This window comes from Azospirillum sp. TSO35-2, assembly GCF_003116095.1.
Classification (GTDB): domain Bacteria; phylum Pseudomonadota; class Alphaproteobacteria; order Azospirillales; family Azospirillaceae; genus Azospirillum.
Map to the genome: position 1 here is coordinate 391,084 of NZ_LGRA01000022.1, position 22,547 is coordinate 413,630.

General features: G+C 70.4%; 16 protein-coding genes. 8 read left to right on the forward strand and 8 right to left on the reverse strand.

Annotated features, from left to right (window positions below):
* Positions 1-112 precede the first annotated feature (112 nt).
* Positions 113-3,499, forward strand: coding sequence for an ABC transporter substrate-binding protein (locus tag TSO352_RS31685; protein WP_109111253.1), 3,387 nt, complete (start codon positions 113-115; stop codon positions 3,497-3,499).
* On the opposite strand, the gene TSO352_RS31690 is transcribed toward TSO352_RS31685, so the two are convergent.
* The 4 genes from TSO352_RS31690 to alr are packed head-to-tail and all read right to left on the reverse strand — an operon-like array spanning position 3,474 to position 9,092.
* Entirely contained in the window at positions 3,474-4,217 is a 744-nt protein-coding gene (locus TSO352_RS31690) for a GNAT family N-acetyltransferase (RefSeq protein ID WP_146210827.1), read from the reverse strand. The two genes, TSO352_RS31685 and TSO352_RS31690, sit on opposite strands and share 26 nt — an antisense overlap.
* Positions 4,214-6,610, reverse strand: coding sequence for an MFS transporter (locus tag TSO352_RS31695; protein ID WP_109111255.1), 2,397 nt, complete (start codon positions 6,608-6,610; stop codon positions 4,214-4,216). Before TSO352_RS31695 ends, TSO352_RS31690 begins: the two co-directional genes overlap by 4 nt.
* Before the next feature lie 25 nt (positions 6,611-6,635).
* Complete coding sequence (locus TSO352_RS31700) at positions 6,636-7,832, reverse strand: ABC transporter substrate binding protein (protein ID WP_247872572.1); 1,197 nt, start codon at positions 7,830-7,832, stop codon at positions 6,636-6,638.
* A 36-nt stretch (positions 7,833-7,868) separates the two neighbouring features.
* Positions 7,869-9,092, reverse strand: coding sequence for an alanine racemase (gene alr, locus TSO352_RS31705; protein ID WP_109111256.1), 1,224 nt, complete (start codon positions 9,090-9,092; stop codon positions 7,869-7,871).
* Positions 9,093-9,377: 285 nt separating this feature from the next.
* Between alr and TSO352_RS31710 the strand changes: the two genes are divergently transcribed.
* The 4 genes from TSO352_RS31710 to TSO352_RS31725 all read left to right on the forward strand — a co-directional run bounded on the left by TSO352_RS31710 (position 9,378) and on the right by TSO352_RS31725 (position 13,697).
* On the forward strand, positions 9,378-10,328 hold the full coding sequence (locus TSO352_RS31710) for a DUF2061 domain-containing protein (RefSeq protein ID WP_109111257.1): 951 nt from the start codon (positions 9,378-9,380) through the stop codon (positions 10,326-10,328).
* A 365-nt stretch (positions 10,329-10,693) separates the two neighbouring features.
* Positions 10,694-12,208, forward strand: a complete 1,515-nt coding sequence (locus TSO352_RS31715) for a peptide ABC transporter substrate-binding protein (RefSeq protein WP_247872573.1) — start codon at positions 10,694-10,696, stop codon at positions 12,206-12,208.
* A 16-nt stretch (positions 12,209-12,224) separates the two neighbouring features.
* Positions 12,225-13,313 (forward strand): tetratricopeptide repeat protein, encoded by a 1,089-nt coding sequence (locus tag TSO352_RS31720; RefSeq protein WP_109111258.1) that lies wholly within the window; start codon positions 12,225-12,227, stop codon positions 13,311-13,313.
* Between the two features lie 30 nt (positions 13,314-13,343).
* The gene (locus TSO352_RS31725) at positions 13,344-13,697 is read left to right on the forward strand and encodes a hypothetical protein (protein ID WP_109111259.1); all 354 of its coding nucleotides are present in this window, start codon (positions 13,344-13,346) and stop codon (positions 13,695-13,697) included.
* Positions 13,698-13,783: 86 nt separating this feature from the next.
* Here the strand turns inward: TSO352_RS31725 and TSO352_RS31730 are convergent, their stop codons facing one another.
* Positions 13,784-14,494: a hypothetical protein gene (locus tag TSO352_RS31730; protein ID WP_109111260.1), complete on the reverse strand. Its 711-nt coding sequence runs from the start codon at positions 14,492-14,494 to the stop codon at positions 13,784-13,786.
* Between the two features lie 353 nt (positions 14,495-14,847).
* On the opposite strand from TSO352_RS31730, the gene TSO352_RS31735 reads away from it, so the two are divergent.
* The 3 genes from TSO352_RS31735 to TSO352_RS31745 all read left to right on the forward strand — a co-directional run bounded on the left by TSO352_RS31735 (position 14,848) and on the right by TSO352_RS31745 (position 18,502).
* Complete coding sequence (locus TSO352_RS31735) at positions 14,848-15,840, forward strand: DUF6502 family protein (protein WP_199231797.1); 993 nt, start codon at positions 14,848-14,850, stop codon at positions 15,838-15,840.
* Positions 15,837-17,231 carry a DUF5666 domain-containing protein gene (locus TSO352_RS31740; RefSeq protein WP_109111261.1) on the forward strand — a complete coding sequence of 465 codons (1,395 nt, stop codon included), beginning with the start codon at positions 15,837-15,839 and terminating at the stop codon, positions 17,229-17,231. The genes TSO352_RS31735 and TSO352_RS31740 overlap by 4 nt, the downstream gene beginning before the upstream one ends.
* Positions 17,232-17,344: 113 nt before the next feature.
* Positions 17,345-18,502 (forward strand): HAMP domain-containing protein, encoded by a 1,158-nt coding sequence (locus TSO352_RS31745; protein WP_247872574.1) that lies wholly within the window; start codon positions 17,345-17,347, stop codon positions 18,500-18,502.
* A gap of 33 nt (positions 18,503-18,535) precedes the next feature.
* Here the strand turns inward: TSO352_RS31745 and TSO352_RS31750 are convergent, their stop codons facing one another.
* The 3 genes from TSO352_RS31750 to TSO352_RS31760 all read right to left on the reverse strand — a co-directional run bounded on the left by TSO352_RS31750 (position 18,536) and on the right by TSO352_RS31760 (position 22,535).
* Complete coding sequence (locus tag TSO352_RS31750) at positions 18,536-20,503, reverse strand: glycosyltransferase (RefSeq protein WP_109111262.1); 1,968 nt, start codon at positions 20,501-20,503, stop codon at positions 18,536-18,538.
* Positions 20,503-21,696 (reverse strand): HlyD family efflux transporter periplasmic adaptor subunit, encoded by a 1,194-nt coding sequence (locus TSO352_RS31755; RefSeq protein ID WP_247872575.1) that lies wholly within the window; start codon positions 21,694-21,696, stop codon positions 20,503-20,505. Before TSO352_RS31755 ends, TSO352_RS31750 begins: the two co-directional genes overlap by 1 nt.
* Before the next feature lie 167 nt (positions 21,697-21,863).
* Positions 21,864-22,535, reverse strand: coding sequence for a DUF4142 domain-containing protein (locus tag TSO352_RS31760; RefSeq protein ID WP_109111264.1), 672 nt, complete (start codon positions 22,533-22,535; stop codon positions 21,864-21,866).
* Between the last annotated feature and the right edge of the window lie 12 nt (positions 22,536-22,547).

Here is a 22,547-nt window from a genome sequence, read left to right on the forward strand (position 1 = left end):
TGCCAAACCTACGCCTATGGAATAGTTCGTGTCCTCCGCCGGGCGAGACGCAGGCGCACCACCGCACCACACCGCCGCAACAGGGCGCCACACCCAAGGGTCGACCCAACCGATGCGCTTCATCGCCGTGATCCTGTTTTCGGTGGCGCTTCTGGCGGGGGCGCTGCACCTGGTGCATGTCGAACCCACGGCGGAGGCGCCGACCTTCGCCGGAACCCTGCGGCTGGCCTTCGCCGGCGACCTGACGGGCAGCGGGCGGGAGTCGCTGCGGACGCTGGGCATCCTCGCCTCGGACATCAACGCCACCGGCGGCATCGACGGCCTTCAGCTCGACATCGTGCCGTTCGACGATCACGGCGGCCCGGTGGGCGCCCGCCGTGTCGCCAACCTGATCGCCGAGGACGACAGCATCCTGGCGGTGATCGGCCACACCGCGTCCGCCACCTCGACGGCCGCGGCGCCCATCTACGCCTCCGCCGGCATTCCGGCGGTCAGCCCGTCCGCCACCCATGACGAGTTGACGCGCACCAACCCCTGGTATTTCCGCACCGTCCATTCGGATGGTCTGCAGGCGACCTTCCTCGGCGATTACGCCCTCAAGGCGCTGGCCGCCAGCGGTGTCGCGGTGGTGCGCACGCCGCTGGCGCAGACCACCCCCCTTCCCGGCCTGTTTCGCGCCGCCCTGGCCAAGGACGGGCCGCCGCTGCGGTACGAAACGATGGCCAACCCGGCCGCCCCCAGCTTCACGCGCGAGATCGCGGAACTGACCGAGGCCATCCGGGCCCTGCCCCCCGATCTGGTGATCGTGCTGCTGGCGCGCGAGGAACAGGGGGTGGCGCTGGTCCAGGCGATCCGCGACGCCGGCCTGACCAACCGCATCCTCGGCCCGGACTGGCTGGGGTCCGAACGGTTCGGGCAGGCCCTGGCCCAGCTCCCGCGGGAGCAGCACCATCCCGGTCTCTACACCGGCCGGCTGATGGTGGTGGCGCCCTTCCTGCCGGACATCGCCAGCCGGGAGGCGAACCAGCTCCTCGCCCGCTACGACGAACAGTACGGCCCGCTGCGGAACTGGTCGGCTCTGTACGCGTACGACGCCGGGAGGGTGATCGTCGCCGCCATCCAGCGCGCCGGCCTGTCCAAACGCTGGAGCACGCGGGTGTCGGCGCGGCGCCTGGTGCGCGACCAGCTCGACGCGGTGCGCTCCGCGCTGCACGCCGTCCCGGGGGTCACCGGACCCTTGTATTTCAACGACGACGGCACCCCGGACCGCGCGATGGCCGTCGGGCAGTTCCACAACGGGCTGGTCGCGGCGCTGACCCAGATCCGCTATGGCGGGCCGACGGCCACGGACGGCGGGGATGGCCGGCGCGACGTCCGGACCACCGCCGTCGCCCAGGTCGGCCTGGCCGCCGGGCGCATCAGCGACATCGATCCGGCGCAGCGCACCGCCCGGGTCGAGTTCGACCTGTGGTTCCGTCAGCGCAGCCAGCCCGGCCCGGCCGCCGGCGCGCCGGGTCCGGACGCGTTGACCGACATCGTCTTCATCAACGCCGCCGAACCGGTCGGCCTGGGCGCGCCGGTGGAACAGGGCACCCGCGACGGCGAGGAATACCGGCTGTTCCACGTCTCCGCCCGCTTCCACATGGACGAGCCGGAGGGCCAGTCCCGGCGGACCATCGGCGGCCATCACATCAGCGTGCGTTTCCACCACCGCAACCTTCCCTACGAACGGCTGGTCTATGCGCCCGAACGCGACGGCGGCAGCGACCAGGATCTGGCCAACGCGCTGACCACCCGCAAGATCGCCGGCAGCGACTGGGTGGTGACCGACGCCTCGCTGCGCGCCGACGTCGCCGCCAGCCTGCCGGGCAGCAGCCTGCGCAGCGGGGAACGCCGGGACGGCCGCGAGATGTCGACGATCCGCTTCGACCTCGACATGGCGCCACGCGACCAGGGGCTGCGCCGGCAACTCCACGGCGCGCCGGCGCTGGCCGCCGCGCTGCTGCTGAGCCTGCTGCTGCTCGCCCTGCGCGCCGGCGAACGCTGGACCGAAAGCCGCCACTGGCCGCGGATGATGCTGCTGACCGACACGGTGCTGACCGGCCTCGCCATGCTGGCCGCCGAATCGGCCCTGCTCGATTCGATCGCCCGCTTCGGCACCGACCAGCCGATGGCCATGGTGGTGACGCTGTTCGACGTCCTGTGGTGGCTGGTCCCGGCGATCGTCGTCAACCAGGCGCTTCACCGCTTCATCTGGGACCCCCTGGAGGAATCCAGCGAGCGCGCCATCCCGCAGGTGGTCAAGAGCACCGCCACCCTGCTGATCATGCTGCTGGCGGTGCTGGGCATCATCGCCCACGTCTTCCAGAAGGACCTGACCAGCCTGCTCGCCACCTCCGGCGTGCTGGCGATGATCATCGGCCTGTCGCTGCAAAGCAACCTGTCCAACATCTTCTCCGGCATGGTGCTGAACCTGGAGCGGCCGTTCCGCCGCGGTGACTGGATCAAGGTCGGCGACGCGCCGATGGGGCAGGTCATCGACATCTCCTGGCGCTCGACCAAGATCCAGAGCTTCAACAACTCGGTCATCAGCATCCCCAACGCGCTGGCCGCCGGGGCGCGAATCGAGAACTGCTCCCACCCGAACGGCACCTTCTTCGCGCAGATGCTGCTGCATGTGACGCCGGGCCACGAGCCGGAGCGCATCGTCAACCTGCTGAGCGACGCGATGCGCCTGGTGCGCAGCGTCGACGGGCGCAAGCATCTCGGGCTGGTGTGGGTGAAGTTCAACGGCATCGACGAGTTCGGGATGCGGTTTTTCATCGCGTTCGACCTGACCGACCGCGGCCTGCTGCAATCGCAGGAGCACGCGGTGCTGCTCAGCATTCACGCGGTGCTGAAGCGGGCCGGCATCACGCTGTCGCAGCGTCAGGCCAACATCCGTCTGGTCGACGGCACGACCGACCTGGTCGACCAGCGGCCCGACGCCGCCGTCCTGATCGCGGCGGCCCCGCTGTTCCAGCCGCTGACGCCGGCCGCCCGCGACCGCCTCGCCGCGAACGCCAGACCCCGGCGCTGCCTGCCGGGAGACACGATCTTCGCCCAGGGGCAGCCGGGACGCTCGCTGTTCCTGGTGGCCGAGGGCATCGTCCTGCTCAACACCCCCGGTCCGGAGGGCAAGGACGTCGAGTTGTCGCGCCTCGGCCCGGGGGCGCTGTTCGGCGAGGTGGCGCTGTTGACCGGCGATGTCCGGACGACGACAGCGCGCGCCTGGGGGCCGGTGCTGCTGTATGAGGTGGACGAGGTCCATCTGGCCCAGGTGCTGGGCGAGGACCCCGCCCTGCTCGAGGTGCTGGGCCGGATCGCCAGCGCGCAGTCGCCGGAGATCCGCGGGCAGGAGCTGAACGGCGAGGACGACACCCAGCGCCGCCGCGCCGGCAGCGTGATGTCGCGCATCCGCGGCGCCTTCGGCTTCAACGATGCGGCGGTCGGGCCCTGATCCGGCCGGCGACGCTGTCCGGCGACAGGCGCGCGAACCGCAGGCGGGCGGTGGACGGGTCGAAGGCGCAGCCGACGAACCCCTCGCCCAGCCAGCGCGCCTGCGTCTCGACGTCGGTCGCGTCGACCCAGCGGCATCCCTCCGCCTCGGGCGGCGCATCGGCGGGGGTGATGCGGAACAGGGTGTAGCGCAACCAGCCGTCGAACTTCGGCGCGATCTTGCTGATGGCGAAGCCGGCGGCCAGCATGCTGCGCAGGCTGGCCCAATTGTCGGTGCGCACGGTGACGAAGCCGAACTCCACGGGCGCCTGCGGAAACAGCCGCTCCACCGCCATCACCATCCGCGTCTGCAGGCCATGGCCGCGAAAGGACGGATGGACGATGACCGCGGTCCAATGGGCCACGGCGTCGAGTTCGGCGTCGCGCAGGCCGAAATCATACCCCATCGACTCGGGATCCCGTCCCGGAAACAGCAGGGCAAAGAAGCCGATCAGCCGCTCCCCGGCCCCCTCCCCAGCCAGCACCCCGACGGTGCATCCGCGCGGGCCGAGCATCTCGACGATCTGGGACGGCGTGATCGGGTACATCATGGTGCCGATCGCCGCCGCCTGCAGCGCCGCGATCGCACCGGCGTGGGACGGGTCGAGAAACACGAGGCGGATGTCCTGGGCCGGCCCGCCGTCGTGTCCCGGCAGCCGCGCCCGGCCGATCTCGATCACGCCGCACCGCCGGGGGCGGCCGCCTCGGACGCGGCGCCGCGGCGGTTCAACCACAGCGACATCAGCAGGTGCAGCAGCAGCCCGATCGCCAGCCCGGCGCTGATCAGGGTCGCGCCGGCGGTTCCGGCGACCGCGGCGGCGCTGAACAGCAACGGACCGATGACCTGCCCGAGCTTGCGGGCGTTGAGGTGATAGGACTGGGGAACCGCCAGCCCATGGGTCCCGACCACCGGCAGATGCTCCAGATAGCGCTGCTGCGCCGACAGGCCGAAGCTGTCGCTCAGCCCCAGCAGCAGGATCGCGACGAACGCGCCGGCCAGACTGCCGGTCAGCGCGAAGGCGACCAGCCCGGCGGCCATGACGAGGCCGGAGACCAGAACCGGCCAGGCCGGCGCGATCCGGCTGTTGCGCAAGGCCCGCGACAGGTGCGGCCCCAGATAGACGATGCACAGCCCATACAGCAGGAAGGCCTGCCCGACCGTCGAGGTCGGCTGCCCCAACCCCGACGCGAACAGCGGGAAGTAATAGATCAGGAACATGCTGCAGGCCGAGGTCGGGATCGACACCAGCAGCAGAAAGGCGACGAAGGAGCCGTCCAGCCAGACCGGCCGTCGGGTCGCCGGTCTTCCGGCATTCTCCACCATCGCCACCACCGGATCCTCGGCCTTGCCCGCCGCCTCGGCGGCGCGCGGCAGCAGCAGGAACACCTGCGCCAGCGCCAGCGCCAGCACCGCGCCGGCGATCAGGAACACCATCCGGGTGCCGATCTCGCCGGCCAGCAGGCTGCCGGCGACGGCCCCGCAATTCACCCCGACATACATGCCGGAGAACATTTCGGAATAGGCGCCGGTGTCCGGATCCTGGCGCCGCAGCCAGTCGATCAGCCGGTAGATGCCCATCAGCGCCAGCATCGCCCCGGCACCCGTGGCGCCGCGGGCGACGACGAAGAGCACCGGATGGTCCGCCAGCCCGGAGCCGACCGCGCCCGCCACCGCCAGCAGCAATCCACCCGCCGTCATCATCCGCCAGCCGGCCCGCCGCCCCAGCCAGCCGGCGGCCATGATGGCGAAGGCGCCGCACATCATCTCCGCCGACACCGGTGCCGCCGCCGCCTGCGGAACGGTCAGGCCGAAGAAGCCCTGGTCGAAGCCCTGCATGATGACCGGCACGAAGGACGCCGACAGGAACACCCCGAAATAGAGCGAGAAGGTGAGGAAGCGCATGCCGGCCGTCGTCCGGGTGGTCACCGCCGCGACGTCGGTTCCGGACCGCGTCCGCCGGCTGGCGAACACATGCAGTTCGTACAGGAACATCAGCGAGATGATCAGGATCGTCACGTTGTTGACGACGATGCTCAGGACGTTCTTCTCGATGAAGCTGTTGTCGATGACGATCTTCAGGGACGGCGCCATGTACTCGCGGTCGTTCGCCAGGGGCTTGCCGACCACGACGTCCCCGTCGGCCGCAGCGCCGCCGTAGCCGATCCGGACGGCGTTGCCGGCCTCGTCCGGCAGATCCAGTTCGATCCGCTTGATGTGCGGCACGAACGCGGTGATCTCCTTGAAATAGCCGTCGATGTCGGAGAAGGAGCGGTAGGTCACGCCGCGGCCGACCACCGACGCGAAGTCGGTCGCGATGATGTTCTGGACGATCTCGGTGGTGTTCTCGGCGGTGCGCAGGTAGGCCTCGTTGAAGAAGGCGTAGCCCTTGATGCCGACCGCGACCTGCACCAGCGCCGCGATCACCAGCACCGCGCGGCCGCCACCGCCCTCGGCGTTCCGACGCACCAGGGCGAGCCCGGCGAGCAGCACCAGCGCGACGCCGCCCAGCACCGCGACGAAGATCAGGCTCTGGCGTTCGAAGGACCGCACATAGTCGTCGATGATCGCGTCGGACGCGGCGATGACCAGCGTGCCGATCCAGGCGCCGTCCTCCGCCCCCCGGATGGGCAGGAACAGCTTGTGGGAGCCGCGGTCGGTGTCGTGATAGTGGAAGGAGGGGGCGTGGCTGAATTCCGTCGCCGTCTTGCGCCGCTCGAACCCCGTCAGCGTCGAGCCGATCTGGTCGAGGAAGGCGTAGGTGCCGATGGAGTGAACGACCTGCCCGTCCGGAAGCGCCACGGCGACGCCATTGACCTGCGGCAGATAGCTTTTGAGCTGCCCGAGCGTGCGCTCCATCCCATGGAAGTTGTCGATCGATTTCCCGTACTTGACCGCATACTCGATGCTGCTGACGACCTTGCGTCCGGCGACGCTGAAGGTGGAGAACAGCGCGTCGCTGAAGTCACGCCGGAAGGAGCCGATGTTCACGCCGGTGCTGAACCCGAGCGCGATCACGATCAGGAGGACTGACGGAACGACGGTTGCGAGAAATCTCCCGGCCCTGCTCTTCACGGACGCATTCCTCGATCTGTACCGGCTACTGTTCCGTGCCGATGGTGGTGTAGATGTTGTCGGCGGCCAGCAGCGCGGACATGGCCGGCCGATAGTTCATCTTTGCCGCCACCGCCAGATTCCACGCGATGGTCGGGGTGTCGAAGTAGGTCTGGGGCATGCGGCGCAAGGGCTCGCCGTTGATCAGGCGGGCGATCACCGAGGCACCGAAATGGCCGATGCCTTCGAAATCGGCGCGCGCCACGCTCATCAGGGCACCGCGCTCGACCTCCTCCGGTCCGAGCTGCGAGAAGGTGGGGATGCCGCGATCCTGGAAGATGCGCACCAGCGTGGCGAAGCGATCGAGCGACCAGCGGCCATAGGTGATGTACATGGCGTCGACGCGGGTCGCCAGATCGCTCCACGCGTCGGCCAGATCGGTGTAGTAGCGCTCCACGTCGTCGGGGCCGGCCGGCGCCCGGACATGGTTCGCCACCACCTCGTAGCCCAGCGGCCGCGCCATCGCCTCGACGTCGGTGACCGACGCGATGGCCCGTCCGGCGGACGAATCCTCGAACGCGACGCCCAGGCGCCGGAACCGGAAGGTCTCGTGGAAAATGCGCAACTGGCGCTGAAAGCGCTGCGGATCGACATGCGCCCAGATGTGGTCGTGGCCGGTGTCCTCCACCGAGGCGATGATGCCGGCGGCGACCGCGTTCGTCGTCGAGAAGACCAGGGTCGGAACCTTGTGGCGCTCCACCCCGATCCGCTGACCGGCCAGCGTTCCCATGACGATCATCAGGTCGATGTCGCGGCTGGATTCGAGCCGCTGGAGAATCGGTTCCGCCGGATTGTGGTCGAGGCCACCGTACCACGCGTCGGGCACGAAGCGGATGCGCGCGCCAAGGTCATGATCGGACAGCCAGCGCCACAGAGCCTGGCTGTCGGTCTGCCCGGCCTCGTAGGGCATGCGGGCACCGCCGCGCAGCCAGGTCAGAGCCTCCAGCCCCTGGACGAGGCTGGCGAGCGTCCCGGTGTAGTTGCCGTAGGGCATCGATTCGGCATAGCCGATGCGCCAGACGCGGTCGTCGCCCAGCCGTGGAAGCAGCGCGTTGTCGGAGGACGGCCGCGCCAGCGCCGGCGTCGCCCCCCCTGCCCCGGCCAGGGTCAGCGTCGCTGTCCCGACCAGCATGCTGCGCCGTGTCAACGACATGACGGACGGGGGCATGGTGGACGACGGCATGACGGACAAATCTCCCAGACGCTGCGACGCTCACGTTCAGGCATGACGATAGGGCCGTCCGGGATCGCTGTCACGATCGGCGTACCCCAACCGGTCAAGCTCCTCCCCCTGTCCCACCGGCGGGTCGCCGCCGACATACACGCGCCGGGCGCGCGGCCCCAGCATCAGCACCGCCGAGGGGCGGATGCCGTTCCAGCGGCCGATGTCCTCGACCCGGATGGCATCGGCACCCTGGGCGCCGACCACCACCACCTCGTCGCTCAGCGCGGCCTCGGGAATCGCGGAGATGTCGGCCAGCACCATGCCCATGAAGGCCTCGCCGACCAGCGGGGCACGCTGGCCGCGGATCAGCACGGCGGTGTCCTTGAACCGCAGCAGGAAGGGGGCGTCCGCATAGCCGAGGGAGATCGTCGCCAGCCGCCCGCCGGTCGCCAGCCGCGCGTCGCCGCCATAGCCGACGTCGCCGCCCGGAACCATGTCGGCGATGAAGGCGATGCGCGACACCACCTCCATCACCGGGCGGAAGGGAAAGCGCCGGCCATCCGGCGGGTTCATGCGAATGCCGTACAGCACCGCGCCCAGCCGCACCATGTCGAACGCCGCGTCGCTGGTGTTCAGCAGCCCCGGGCTGGTGATGGCGTGCACCAGCGGCGGCCGCAGGCCGCGCCCCTCGACCCTGGCCAGCAAGGCGCGGAAGTCCGACAGCTCCTGGTCGATCTGCCGGGGATCGTCGCGGTAGGTGCCGATCATCTGCATGAACAGGCCTTCGGCGTGCAGATGCTCGAGCCGGCCGAGGCGCTGCAGCAACCCTTCCGCAAGGTCGTGATCCGCGCCCAGTCCGCCGGCCCGGTCGGCCCTGACCCGGACATGCACCGGCAGACGGCGGCCGGCGGTACCGGCGGCGGCGTCCAAGGCGTGCACCGCGTCGAACGAGGCGACGGCGGCGGTCAGGCCATGCGCGGCGACCAGCGTCGCCTCTTCGGGCAACAGCGGGTTCAGCACCAGGATCGGGATGCGCACGCCGCCGTCCCGCAGCGCCACGCCTTCATCGACGCTGTCGACCGCCAGACCGCAGACACCGAAACGCTCCAACGCCCGTGCGACCGGCAGCGCCCCATGCCCATAGCCGTTGGCCTTCACCACGCCATAGATTTTCGTGCGCTGCGGCAGCAACTTGCGGGCGGCGGCCAAATTCTCCGCGAGCCGATCCAGACGGACCACGGCCCGGCAGGCGCCCTTCACGACAGGTTGAGCACTCAATCCATTGTCCAACGCTGCAATCCACCCCCGCCTCGTGCCAAACGGTACCCGTTCCCCAGGACTTGTCAAATGCTGCTTTAATGTTCGCGATCCCGGTGTCCCGCCGATTGGGTAATCATGGTAAATATATTGTTAATATTCACGCGCCCGCATCCTGTTGCCCTTTGAGACCGCGAGCGGAGCATTGCGTCGGCCAGGCGTCGTCTTGACAGGGGGGCGGTCGGCATTCTCATAATCCGCACGCCGCGCGCAACCGACCACGCGGTCGTCCCTGGGAGCCTCGTCATGACCATCCGTCGGTACGCACCGTTCCTGGCCGCCGCCCTGCTGGCCGTCACCGCACCGTCCTTCGCCGCGACCGACGGCGACATCATCCGCAACGGCGTCGACGTGGACGGCACGCTGGTGCCGCTGCCGGAGGGGGAGTGGAGGCTGGTGTCGCAGACCGTCTCACGGTCGGGCGCGTTGAACAGCCTGACGATGCTGCGGCTGTCCGGGGACACCGTCACGGCCGCCGCGCTGATCCAGACGGCGGGCGCCGGGTCCAGCACCGCGTGGGGCAAGGCACCGGCCTGCGAGCGCCACGACCTGCCGCTGGCGCGCGTGCGCTACGCCTCCGACCATGACGGCTCCTGCGCCTGGACCGCGCTCGTCCGTACGGTGGTCACGAAACACGCACCGGCGGCGGACGGCGCGTTCGACCCGTCATGGCTGGCCGCCGTAGCGACGGCCGAGCGCAACCGATGGCGGATGCCGCCGGCCTGGAGCCTGGTTGGCCTGCGGGTGAGCGACCCGCGCGGCGCCGTCCAGATCCGCTATGCCTTTCCCATCCAGGACGGCCCGGCGCAACCGCCGGACCGGGCCTGGGTCGACGCCGCCTGGGATCGGGTGGAACTCGGCTTCCGCCGCCGCATCGACCGGTCGACCCCGTTGCCGGACTGGCGGGGACCACATCCGGCTTCTGCCGCCACCACCCCGCCGCCCGCGGACACCGACGCCGATTCGCTGCTCGGCCGGGCGGTGTGGAAGACCGTCACCTTCCGGGCGATCGTGACGACGCTCGACTTCTCATCGAACTACATGGCGCTCGGCAACGCCGCATCGGCGGCGGCGCTGTCGGCGTTCGGCTTCGTGATCGGCCCCTTCGTGTATCTCGGCCATGAGATGGCCTGGAGCTATTTCAGCGAAGCGCCGCCTGTCGAGCTGCCGGGATTGGGCATCGAGGTGGCCGGCTGAGACGGCGTCCGGTGCCCGGAGCCCCCCGCGACCCACACCCGGAAGCGGGAGTATTCCGGAACGAAGGAACAGGATCGGCAAGACAAATCCGGGAAACCGCCAGGGCGACCGCCTTTCAAAGGAGAAGCCCTTAAGGGGATTCTCCCATTGTGCGGCCTCCGCGAGTCAGGCATCTTTATGAAAAATGTCCCAGAATGGTTGGGCACATGGGCACCAGATGTCCGGGGGTGACGATGAAGCTGTTTGTCCGTTGCATTGCCAGTGCGGTCGCACTCTTCGCAGGAACCCTTGCCTTAAGCCCCGCATCGGCGGAGACGGTTCTCAACCGTGGAAACGGGGGCGAGCCGGTCACGCTGGATCCGCATTTGACCGACGGACGCGTCGAATCGAACATCTTCCGCGACCTGTTCGAAGGGCTGCTGGTCTATGGACCGGACGGCCGGCTTCTGCCCGGCGTCGCCGAGAGCTGGGACGTGTCGGAGGATGGGCTGACCTACAGCTTCCATCTGCGCGCGAACGCGAAATGGTCGAACGGCGATCCGATCACGGCCGACGACTTCATCTACAGCCTGCGCCGCGCGGTGGCGCCGCACGGCGGTCCGGCGGCGGCCAATCTGCGGTTGATCGAGAAGGCCGACGCCGTCATGGCCGGCACGGCGCCGCCGACCCAGCTGGGGGTGACGGCGACCGATCCGGCCACGCTGCGCATCCGGCTCAGCACTCCGGCCCCCTATTTCCTGGCGCTCCTGAGTTCCGACAACATGGCGCTGCCGGTGCACCGCGCCAGCGTCGAGGCGAACGGCGACCGCTGGACGGAACCCGGCAAGCTGGTGTCCAACGGCGCCTACACGCTGGCCGAATGGCAGCGGGGCAAGCCCCTGGTCGTGACGCGCAACCCGAACTACTACGCCAAGGACAGCGTGTCGATCGACCGTGTCGTCTTCCATCCGGTCGCCGATCCCGATGAGGAGATGAAGCTCTATCGCGCCGGCCTGCTGCACGTCACCAACGAGGTTCCGCAGGAACAGGTGAAGTGGATCTCGCTCAGCCAGCCCAAGGAATTCTGGAACAAGCCGTATCTCGCCACCTACTACTACGCGCTGAACCTGACGGCCGAACCGTTCAAGGGCAACCCCACCCTGCGCAAGGCGCTGTCGCTGGCGATCAACCGGCAGACGATCGTCGAGAAGGTGACGCGGGCGGGGGAAATGCCGGCCTACGGCCTGGTGCCTCCGGTGGTCCCGAACTACCGGCGCCCGCTGCCCGCCTATGTCGCCGAACCGATGGAACGGCGGCTGGAGGACGCCCGGCGGCTGTTCGCCGACGCCGGTTACGGGCCGTCGCAGCCGCTGAAGCTGGAGATCCTGTACAACACCTCGGACAACAACGACGCGATCGCGACGGCGGTCCGGTCCCAATGGGAAACCGCCTTCGGCAAGGGCCTGATCGTCACGACGGTGAGCGTCGACCGGACCGAGTATCTGAAGCGCCGCGCCCGACGCGATTTCCAGGTGGTCCGCGCCGCGTGGATCGGCGACATCGCCGACCCCACGGCCTTCCTCAACCTGATGCTGTCCACCGCGCAGCCGCCGCGCAACGATCCGGGCTATCACAACGCCAAATACGACGCTCTGCTGGCGAAGGCCGCCGCCACCATCGACACGCCGGAGCGCGCGAAGCTGCTGGTCGAGGCCGAGCGCATGATGGTGGACGACGTGCCCGTCCTCCCGATCTACCATTTCGCCACCAAGTCGCTGGTGAGCACGCAGGTGAAGGGCTGGACCTTCAACATCCGTGACGTCCACCCCAGCCGCTTCCTCTCCATCGGGGATCCCACGCCCCCACCATCAACCGCGAACAAAACCGCGGCCGCATTCTGAGGAAGGGAGCGCATCCATGGATTTCGGTTTCCTCACCATTCCGATCTATATGGCGGTCGTCGCGTTCGGATTCGCCGTCTTCACCGACACCCACACGGTGAACATCGAGTATGTCGACGTGCCCGACGCCATCGCGGGCGAAACCGGCTACACCTCGCCGGTCGTGGTGGCGCGGATCGCCGACGAGATGCAGAGCATCGCCCGGCAGGCCAACACCAAGGCCGAGGTCCGCAAGGTGGAACTGCACGAGGACAAGAAGCCGGTCGCCGTGCTCAGCGAGTTCGTCGGCCTGACGCCGCTGGTCCGCGTGGTGCAGGAATCGGCCTCGCTGATTCCGTTCTCCTTCTCCGGCGAGATCGTCATCCACGGCGACGACCTGCAGATGCGGCTGCGCGGGTACGACAGCCATCACCATCAGGTGCAGATCCAGCAGGAGGCGCACCACGACGAGCTGCCGAAACTGATCCGCGCCACGAGCTATGAGGCGATGCGGATCGTCAATCCCTACATCCTCGCCGCCTACCAGTTCCGGCGTGACCGTCTGACCCGCGACTTCACGCCGACGCTGGAGATCATCCATCGCGAGATGGAGAATCACGAAACCGAATACGCGAAGTGGATGCTGAACCTGTGGGGCATGGTGCTGTACCAGCAGGCCGACCGGCAGGGCGCCATCGAAAAGTTCCGCGAGGCCTACGCCATCGACCGCGAGTTCCTCTCGCCGCTGCTGAACTGGGGGGTGGCCGAGGCGCGGATCGGCAACCACACGCACGCCATCGAGCTGTTCAAGGCGGTGACCACCAACCGCGCCGCAGCGTACAACCCGTCCGCCGCGGCGGCGGCCTACAGCGAATGGGGCTTCTCGCTGGCCCTGACCGGGCGCTTCGACGAAGCCTACGAGAAGTTCCAGACCTCGGCCAACACCGACGCGTCCTTCGCCGACGTCTATTCGAGCTGGGCCGAGGTGCTGAGCGTGCAAGGCCACAAGGACGAGGCCGCCAAGATGACGGCCCGCGCCCTGACCCTTGCGCCGACCGAGGTCGTCTACACGGAAAACCTCATCGGCACCGTGCAGAACCTGCCGGCAACCGCTTCCGTTCACTAACCTTGCCGACCGGGAAAGGAGCGTCCAGCGATGCAGCGATCGTCAAGGCTGAGTGCGGCGATTGGCGCGGCCGTCATCGGCCTGACGCTCCTGTTGCCGCCCGCCTCCGAAGCCCTGGCCGCCGGGGGAGGTGCCGGGGGACGTGATCGCTCGCACGCCTCGTCGCACAGCGACCATGGCGCGGAGCGTGTGCTCGCCGCGCGGAAACGCCACACGACGGGCCACGGCGATCAGGGCGGCGATGATCACGGCGGCGGCCACAGCACCACCATTCTTGCCCTGCTGGGCCTCGGTTTCCTGGCTCACCCCGACCTGGCGTCCCTGCTGGGAGGCGGTCATGGCGGGGCCGACGGGCACGGCGCGCCGGCCGCCGGCGCCCACTGAGCAGCGCCACGGCCCCAACACGGCACCGGGGTGGTGTCCGTGTTGGGGCCGTGGCGGGTACGACCTGACGGTTGGGACGCCGACGGTTAGGGCGCGTCGCCGACCGGTCCACCACAGCCGCGCCACAGGGCGGCGGCGCGGACGGCGGACCGCAACGCCATAACCCCGATCAGCGCGCCGGCCACGAACTGGCCGGGCTGCAGTTCACCCTGGACCAGCAGCGCCGCAGCCAGCCCGACGACCAACACCCGGTAGACCGTCTCGCAAAAGCGCATCCCCGCGTCGAACGCGTCGGGATGGCCGAACACGCCACCGCCGAGCCGCCGCTCGCCCTGCCAGGGGCCGGACGCGGCCTCCCGCGGCACCGTCGGGCCGGCCGCGCACAGCGCGATGATCGCCGCCACCGCCGCCACGCCGGCCAGGGCCAACGCGCCGAGCACCGGATGCAGGACTCCAAGCACCAGCAGATGGACCGGAACCCAGCCGGCGTCGATCAGCCACACCCGGTCCAGCCCGGCCACGCGGTGCCCACAAGCCCCCAACCCCGCCGGCAGCAGCCGCGCAAGCGAGCGCGCGCGTTCGAAATCCAGCAGCGCATGGACGGCGAACAGCGCCAGCGCGATCCCCACCAGCAGCAGCAGACGCCCGTCGTCGCCCCTCTGCCACAGGGCGTCCTGCAACGGCCGGACGTAGAGCGGGCTGCCGGCCACCAGCGCGTTGGCAAGCGCCCCGAACAGACCGCCGCGGATCAGGGCGGTGCGGTCGATGGCGGCGGGACGGAGGGGAGACGACACCATGACGGACGCTCGCGATCGGAAAGGGAGGACCGAGGAGGTGGGGCGGGTTCCCGGCTGGGAAACGGTGTCCCGGCCGGCTGGCTGGCCAATGGTCGACAGGCTCATGCGGGCTACGGCCGGCGGGCCGCTCCTTCCTAGGGACCGGCCGGGTCCGGGCGGGCGACATGCGACGCGCGATCGGACGGCCAGAGGTGCCATGGGACGGTCGAGCGCCGCCCCTTGCCCCGCATCATGCGTGGGAAATTTTCCCACATCAAGCGAAAAGGCCATGCCCTTTCGGTGCGCACGCGCTATTGTGATGCCGTCATCACGGCACCGGTTTGCCGTGACCCCAGGCCTGGAGAGCATGGCGCGTGCCGACCCGCAGCCCCGATCCTGACCGTCCATCCGGGACCGGCGCCCCGGCCTCCGCCCCATCCGTCGTACCGCCGCCGATGGTGGTGACGGCGGTGCGCCGGGTGCTGGTGCCGCTGGTGCGGACGCTGATCGGCTTCGGCATCTCGTGGCCGATGCTGGCGAACCTGGTGAAGGCGGTGTATGTCGAGGTGGCGGAGCGCGCGTTCGCGCTCCCCAGGAAGCCGATGACCGACAGCCGCATCACCCTGCTGACCGGCGTCCACCGCAAGGATGTCAGCCAGATCCGCAGCGCACCGGCAGCGGCGCCGGACGTCGTTGCCGCCGCGTCCCCGTCGCTGGGCTCCCAGGTGCTGAGCCGCTGGCTGGCCGACGACGGGTATCGCGACGAGGCCGGCCGCCCGCGGCCGTTGCCCCGCGTCGGCCGGACCGAGGGCGAGGTCAGCTTCGAGACGCTGGTCACCGGGATCAGCCGGGACATCCGGCCCCGCGCGCTGCTCGACGAGCTGCTGCACGCCGGGCTGGTGGCGGAACGGCCGGACGGACGCCTGGAACTGGTCGAGGGCGCCCATGTGCCGCGCGGCGACCTCGACAAGCTGGCCTATTATTACGGCCGCAATCTGGCCGACCATATGGCGGCGGCCGGACACAACCTGACCGGCGCCGAACCGCCCTATCTCGAACGCGCCCTGGCCTATGACGGGCTGAGCGCCGAGTCCGTCCTGGCGCTGCGCCGCGAGGCGGAGCGGGTCGGCATGGACATGCTGCTCCACCTGAACCGCATGGCGATGGAACTGGCGGACCGGGACGAGGAGCGCGACGACGCGCACCACCGCTTCACCGCCGGCCTCTACCTGTACGACGCCGCCGATCCGCCGGCGGCGGCGGGCGGACCGGGCCTCCCGGCCGGGCAGGCTGGCACCGCGCCCGCCCCCGGAGACGCCAACGCCGGAAATGCCAACGCCGGAAGTGATGGAGCGGCCCCACCGTGACCCTCCTCTTCCGCGCCCTGACCCTGTCGTTGGTGCTGGTGGCCGCCGGTTGCGGAGGCACGCCAGAGCCGGGCCTTGCCGACCGCGGCATCGGCGGCACCGGCATCGCGGTCACCGACCGTGGCATCGGCGGCACCGGCATCGTCGGCACCGTCACCGCCTTCGGCAGCGTGTGGGTGAACGGGCTCCGGGTCGCCCTGCCGCCGGCCACGGCGGTGCGGATCGAGGGCCGGACGGCCGACGCCGACGCCGTCCGGATCGGGCACATGGTCGCCATGACCGCCGCACCCACCGGGCCGACCGGGCTGACCGCGCAGACGATCGACGTCCGCTTCGCGGTGGCCGGTCCGGTCGAGGAGGCCGACGGCAACGGCGGAATCGTCCTGGGCCAGCGGGTCGACACCGCCACGGCCGAACAGCGGCACATCCTCCACCCCGGCGCCTGGGTTGCCGTGTCGGGCCTGCGCCGACCGGACGGACGGATCGACGCCAGCCGCGTCGACCCCTGGGAGCCGGCGCAGGGCTGGCTGCTGCGCGGCCGCGTCGACGCCGTCACCCCCACCACCCTGGTCGTGGCGGGGCGGACGCTGTGGCGCAGCCGCAGCCTCGACCGGCCCCTGCCGGCGGTCGGCACCACGGTCCGGGTGGCCGGTTCGGCCGCGGGGGAACCGTCGGCGCTGTCGGTGGCACCGGACCCCTTCAACCCCTTCGGGACGACCGTCGGCGCCCTGTCGGTCGAAACCTACGTCGACGGCGGCGGTCAGACGCAGGCGCTGGGCCCCACCGTCGAAACGTCGGGCGACAGCGCCGCCTCCACCCGCGTGGTGATCGACAGCGTCGTCACGCCGGGGGGCGGGCTGGGCCACAGCCGGGCCTACAGCGCCCCCGGCCTCGGCGGCCGAGCGGTCCCCGGCGCCGATCCGTCGGCGCGGGCCGCCAGTCTGGCCCGCCAGGGCAATCCGGCCGGCGGGCCGCCGGGACCGGACGCGCCCGGACAAGGGATGCGCGGCCCGCCCGGTGGCGAGGGGCCGGCAATCGATGGGCACACCTGGGACGCCCCCGGCAACGCCCCGGCCAATGGTGAGCGGCGCGAGGGCGCCGCCGCCACGCCGCCTGCCGCGCCGTCCCCGCCCGGCGCCGCGTCGGCCGACAGCTCCGCCCGCGCCGCGGAGAGCAACCCGGCCGCCACCCCCCAGGGCGGCCCCCAGGGCAGCCCACCGGGCGGCTCGTTCGGCCGCGACAGCGGCGCCCGGGACACACGCGGGGGACCGGCGGGAGGGCCGCCGGGCGGCCGACCCGGTGGTGGCCCGGGTGGCGGTGGTGGTCCGGGCGGTGGTCCGGGCGGCCCGGGTGGTCCGCCGGGCGGTGGGCGCCCGGGGCGCGACGGCTGAACGCGCGCCGGGTTGCCGCCCTCCGGGCCAAAGGTTTGCACAGGGCCTCTTAAGGCTTTGGAGACGCTTGGAGACGGAGAGTCCGGCCGTCTTTCATTTGCGCACGAATCGTCATGAGCCACCGACCCCCGACCCTGAAGCGGCGGCTGACCATCGGCCTGTTCGGCCTGTGCGTCGCCCCGATCCTGGCGCTGTGCCTGTACGCCAACGGCGTCGTCAGCCGGTACGCGCATGACAACGCCGGCATCGATCTGCAGAATTCGAGCGGCCGGATCGCGCGGCAACTCGATCTCGGCCTGTACGAGCGCTGGCGCAGCATCGCCCTGGTCGCCACGCTGATCAACGCGCAGGGCGCGCTGACGCAGGCCGACGCGTTCCGACTCCAGATCGAGGCGTTGCAGCGCGACTTCCCGATCTACGCCTGGATCGGCATCGCCGACACCGGCGGGCGCGTGCTGGTCAGCACCAAGCGCATCCTGGAGCAGGCCGACGTGTCGGCCCGGCCGTGGTTCCGCGCCGGCATCCAGGCCCCCTTTGCCGGCGACGTGCACGAGGCGGTGATGCTGGCGCAGAAGCTTCCCCCCAACGCGAACGGCGAGCCGTTGCGCTTCGTCGACATCGCCATGCCCCTGGTCCGCGGCGACGGCGTGCCGATGGGAACGCTCGGCGCGCATCTGAGCTGGTCCTGGGTCGAAGAGGTCACCCGCTCGGTCCTTGATCAGAACGGCCGCCCGTCTGCCGGCACCGACGCGATGGTCCTCAGCCGCGACGGCCTCGTCCTGATGGGGCCGGCGGGGCTTCAGGGCACGGTGGTCGACCTCGCCAGCGTGCGCGCCGGGCGGCAGGGCGTCGCCGCAAGTCAGGTGGAGGCGTGGCCGGACGGCGGGGAGTACGTCACCGCGGTCGTGCCGACCCGCGGCGAGGGCGACTATCACGGCATCGGCTGGCTGGTGCTGGTCCGCCAGCCGGCCGACCTCGCGCTGTCGGCGGTGTCGGACCTGCGCCACCGCATCCTCCTGGCCGGGCTGGCGGCGGCGCTGCTGGCTTGCGCCGTGGGCTGGACGCTGGCGGGGCGGATCACCCGGCCGCTGGACGCCATCACCCGCGCCGCCGAACGCCTGGGTCACGGCGACCTCTCCGCACCAGTGCCGCCGACGCGCGCCTTCGCCGAGGCGGTGACGCTGTCGGCCGGGCTGGTCCGCATCGCCGCGGCCCTCGCCGCCCACCGTGAGACCGCGGAGCGCGACACGGTCGACGAGCCGGTGCGCTGAACGGGCGGGCCGCCGCCCACCCCGGCCGGGGCCTCAGCGCGCCATGCGGGCGCGCAGCCCGTTCAGGATCTTCTCGACGCTGACCGACGGCGCTGCCGCGCTGTAGCGGCCGGAATGGAGCTTGCGGGTCAGCCGCTCGCGCGTCGCCTCGTCCTCGACGAAGCGCAGGGACATCGTCCCCTCGCCCTGGCCGACCAGGGTTGCCGGCATCTCCCCGACCCCGTCCACCTCGACGACGAGGTCGCCGCCGATGGAAAGCCCGTCGAGCGAGCCCCAGACGCGCAGGCCGCCGGCGGAGATGTCGAGCGCGCGCATCCGCTGGCTCCGCCCGGTGGCGCCGACCCGCACCTCCTCGTCCGTCCAGAACCGTTCGTCCTGGCGGAAGCGCGGCAACTCCACGCAGACCATCATCGCCAGCCCGAGCGTGACGAGGTTGTAGAAGCTCCAGAACAGCACGATCAGCTTGCCGTCGCCGGCCCCGCCATCCGCCGCGTAGTCGGACAGCATGGCGTGGATCATCCCACCGGCGGTCAGGGCGGCCAGCACGCCGAAACGGCGCATCATGCTCCACTGGACGGTGACACGGTCGCGCTGCCCGCCCTTCGCCGTGACCTTGAAGGCGTGACCCTTGGGCTTGAGCAGGCCGACGGTGACGGCGCGCAGGATCTCGAACATCGTCAGCATCTGGCTGACATCCTGCAGCAGCGGCACCATCTGGCCGCGGGTGGTCCAGTTGAAGGCGATCAGCACCGCGGCGTAGTAGGGCACGAAATAGGCGATCACGTCGGGCGCGGTGGCGTTCACGACGCTGATGCCGAACCACCAGTACAGGATCGGCGCCAGGAAGCAGCCCAGGCGGAACGGGAAGGTCGTCGCCCAATAGAGGAAGGAGTCGAGCAGGCCCACCCGGTCCATGACACTGAGGGAACTGCGCGAGAACGGCCCGGTCGGCCCCCGGACGATCTGGACCAGGCCAAGGCACCAGCGGCCGCGCTGGGTCACATACTCCTTGAGCCCCTCCGGCGCCAGCCCGTCGCTCAGATGTTCGTTGAGGTAGACGGTGCGCCAGCCCTTCTCCTTCAGCCGGACGGTGACCAGGAAATCCTCCGTCACGCTGTCGGTGGGAAAACCGCCGATCGCCCGCAGGCCCTCCCACCGCATCATCGAGGAGGTGCCGCAGCAGAAGGCGATCCCCCAGGCGTCGCGCGACGCCATCAAATGGTCGAAGAAGAAACGCTGCTCGTCGGGATAGGCGTGGCCGATCCGCAGATTGGCCTGGATCGGGTCGGGGTTGAAGAAATGCTGCGGGGTCTGGACCAGCCCGACCGAACGGTCGTGGAACAGCGCCAGGGCGCGGGTGACGAAATCGGGGTGCGGCACGAAATCGGCGTCGAGCACCATGACGAAGTCCGGCTGGCGGTCGAGGTCGCCCAGCCGCGCCAGGGCGTGGTTGATGTTGCCGGCCTTGGCGTGGCTGTTGTCGGGCCGGCGCAGGTACCGGCAGCCCTTGCGCCCGCACAGCGCCGCCAGCCAGTCGCGCTTGCCGTCGTCGAGCACCCAGACGCGCAGGCGCGGGTGATCCATGCCGAGCGCGCCGACGATGGTGCGGGCGAGGATCGCCTCCTCCTCGTTGTAGGTGGCGATCAGCACGTCGACCTGCGGCGGTTCCCCCTCCCGCCACCAGCCGGCGTGGGCGTCGGCCTCCGGACTGCGGTCGACGGTCCGCGACAGCATGATGAAGGCGAGCGTGGCGCTGATCGTGGTGCCGGCCTCCAGAAGCCCGAAGGCCCAGGCGCTGAGCACCTCGGCGTCGAGCGCCAGCGGCGGGATCGACACGGCGAAGCGCCACGCCATGTAGCGCCAGCCGAGCAGGATGCACAGCCCGAACAGGACCGAGCGCACCCGGACGTCGCCACGGTCGAGGAACGGCAGGAGGGCGAGCGCCGCGCCGCACAGCAGCAGGGCGGGCGCAAAGCTGGCCTCGAAGGGGGAAAAGACCATCACGACAGCCCAAGCCAGGAGCCGAGGCCTTGCAGCAGCTGGCGCGGCGTGCCGGAGAACACCATCTTGCCGGTGCGGCCGACGGAGCAGCCGACCTCGGCGTCCTTCAGCAGGTCGGGCACGGCCACCGCCACGTCGAAGCGCTTCAGATGGTCCGGTCCCGGCGCGATGGCGAGGTTCTGGTAGACGGTCGCCGCCCCCGACCCGGCAAGGCGGATGACCTGCCCGTCGAAGGACCGGCTGGTGCCGGACAGGCGGAAGCGCGCCGGGTCGCCGACCTTCAGGCGGTTGTAGTCGCTTTCGCTGACGCTGGCCGTGACGACGACGGTGGAGCAGTCGAGAAGGCGCAGCAGATCCTGCCCCTTGCGGGCGTATTCGCCACTGCCGGCCGGCGCCTCCCAGATCGGCCCGTCGACCGGCGAGGTCAGGAAGGCGTCGCGCAGCCGCGCGACACGCTGCTGCTCGACGGCGATCTGCTCCCGGATCCGGGTCAGGCGCTGGGCGTGCCCGTCCAGTTCCGTCCTCATCTCGGCCAGGCGCAGGTCCAGTTCCTGCGCCCGCTGGCTGGAATAGGGCGTGTCGTTGTAGGAATCGCCGAGGAACATGCCGGCCGCCGCGGCCTCCAGTTCGATCCGCAGGGCCTCCAGCCGGGCGTTGGCGCCGCGGATGGTCTGGGCGTTGACCTCCTGCGCCGCCTGCGCCCGGTCGAGCACGGCGATCGACTGGACGCCCCGGTCGCGCAGTTCCTCCGCCCGCCTGAGTTCCGCCGCCGACATCACCATCTGCGCCTTGGCGCCGGAGAGCAGGGACTGCTGCTCCTCGATGCGGGACCGCAGTTGGCGGACCCGGGCCTCGCGGTAGCCGTCGGTCCGCTTCGCCAGCGCCTCGCGGCTGGCGGCGAGGCTGACCATCTGGCCGCGCACGCGCTGGATGTCGGTTTCCAGGGCCGACGCGGTGTGACCGAGGTCGAGCAGCCGCGCCTCGTCCGCCCGCTCGTCCCTCAGGGCGCCGAGCGGCTGGCCGGCAAGGACGCGCTCGCCGATGGAGCGCGGCTGCAGCGAGAGCAGGCCGTCGATCGGGGCACGCACGATGGCGACCCTGGCGTTGACCACGGCGTCGGAGCTGACCACGGCCACGCCCTCGTTCAGGACGATGGCGCCGGCGAGCCCAGCAAGCGAGAGCCCGACAGCCAATTTTATGATTTTGCGCACAGTAATACAGCCCCGACAGACCCAGTGTCGCCGGCCATTTTTGTTCGGAAACGTCAACAAAGCGTTTCCAGAATAACCACACGCCCGATCTTGACTTCGGCAGCCCCGCCAATCGGCAAGTATTGTCGCCGAGACATTTTCCGGCTGGATCAGCGCGCCTTCGTCGGATCGCCATATTGGGGCGCCTGCCCGGTGGTCGGCGCGGGGATGCCGAACCGCCCGGCCAGTTGGCGGAGCGCGTCGCGGTCCTTCTGGATGCTCAGGAGGCTGATGATGGCGTAGGTGGCGAGTTCGCGATCCGGCGTGTTGGAGGCTTCGGTCTGGTAGAGGTCGACCATGCGGTCGTGCAGGCGCAACTGCGCCTCGACATACGCCTTGGCGAAGGCCTCGCCGCTCGCCCCCGACAGCGAGGCGACCAGTTCCCGCGCCGAACCGTCCCGGCTGTTCGCCGGGTTGGTCACCGCCCCGGCGGCGCCCGACGCGTCGGTCCGCTCGGCCTTCAGCCGATCGTCGGGCGGCAGGTCGCGCCGCTCGGCCAAGCCCTTCAGATGTTGGGCGAGCGCCGCGTGCGTGCCCGCGATCCCGGTCATCACCGCCTTCGTCGCGTCGTCGGGCGCCTTGTCGGCGAGGCGTCCAAGGGCGATCTGGTCCTGGCTGGCCGCCAGCGCGTCCTTAAGGAACAGCGCGTCCTCCACCGGGATGGACTGGCCCGGCTGCGGCGGAACCCGCGGCGTCGGGTCGGGCCGCAGGTTGGCCTGCGACCATGCCGGTGCGGACAGCGTGGCGAGGCCCAGCAGGGCGAGGGCGGCGATCTTGCGCATGATGGCTCCTGT

Excerpts from the sequence above, each read along its gene's own strand:
- TSO352_RS31710 (WP_109111257.1), top strand. The coding sequence starts at position 9,378 with ATGACCATCCGTCGGTACGCACCGTTCCTGGCCGCCGCCCTGCTGGCC.
- TSO352_RS31730 (WP_109111260.1), bottom strand. The coding sequence starts at position 14,494 with ATGGTGTCGTCTCCCCTCCGTCCCGCCGCCATCGACCGCACCGCCCTG.
- TSO352_RS31760 (WP_109111264.1), bottom strand. The coding sequence starts at position 22,535 with ATGCGCAAGATCGCCGCCCTCGCCCTGCTGGGCCTCGCCACGCTGTCC.
- TSO352_RS31745 (WP_247872574.1), top strand. The coding sequence starts at position 17,345 with ATGAGCCACCGACCCCCGACCCTGAAGCGGCGGCTGACCATCGGCCTG.
- TSO352_RS31750 (WP_109111262.1), bottom strand. The coding sequence starts at position 20,503 with ATGGTCTTTTCCCCCTTCGAGGCCAGCTTTGCGCCCGCCCTGCTGCTG.
- TSO352_RS31725 (WP_109111259.1), top strand. The coding sequence starts at position 13,344 with ATGCAGCGATCGTCAAGGCTGAGTGCGGCGATTGGCGCGGCCGTCATC.
- TSO352_RS31720 (WP_109111258.1), top strand. The coding sequence starts at position 12,225 with ATGGATTTCGGTTTCCTCACCATTCCGATCTATATGGCGGTCGTCGCG.
- TSO352_RS31700 (WP_247872572.1), bottom strand. The coding sequence starts at position 7,832 with ATGCCGTCGTCCACCATGCCCCCGTCCGTCATGTCGTTGACACGGCGC.
- TSO352_RS31685 (WP_109111253.1), top strand. The coding sequence starts at position 113 with ATGCGCTTCATCGCCGTGATCCTGTTTTCGGTGGCGCTTCTGGCGGGG.